Source organism: Escherichia sp. AM3 (assembly GCF_032029835.1).
GTDB lineage: Bacteria > Pseudomonadota > Gammaproteobacteria > Enterobacterales > Enterobacteriaceae > Escherichia > Escherichia coli.
The window spans coordinates 1-271 of the sequence record NZ_JAVUPQ010000978.1 but is presented as its reverse complement, the minus strand read 5'-3'; the positions used below and the strand labels follow the sequence as shown (position 1 = coordinate 271).

Below are 271 nucleotides of genomic sequence, written 5' to 3'. Positions count from 1 at the left end.
CGATTGAGTTCGTTGATAACGAAACCGGTTATAGCTTCGCAAGCGAGATGTTCCGCCAGCGGGTACTGGTGGCGGGAACGCTTAACAACTCGAAAACCATCCGCATTGAGCCACCGTTGACGCTTACCATTGAGCAGTGTGAGCAAGTGCTGAAGGCGGCGCGTAAAGCGCTGGCGGCATTACGTATTGCCGTAACATCCGCCTGAACATTTATTTTTCCTGCCCTTTTAGCAGTATCAGGGCGATATGCAAAGAAATCCCTGGGATACGC

Annotated in this window: 1 pseudogene; it reads left to right on the top strand. The window is 51.7% G+C overall.

Annotation, left to right across the window (positions count from 1 at the left end):
• Positions 1 to 206: pseudogene (locus tag RTW80_RS29320) on the top strand (putrescine aminotransferase); the annotation flags it as partial.
• Positions 207 to 271 lie beyond the last annotated feature (65 nt).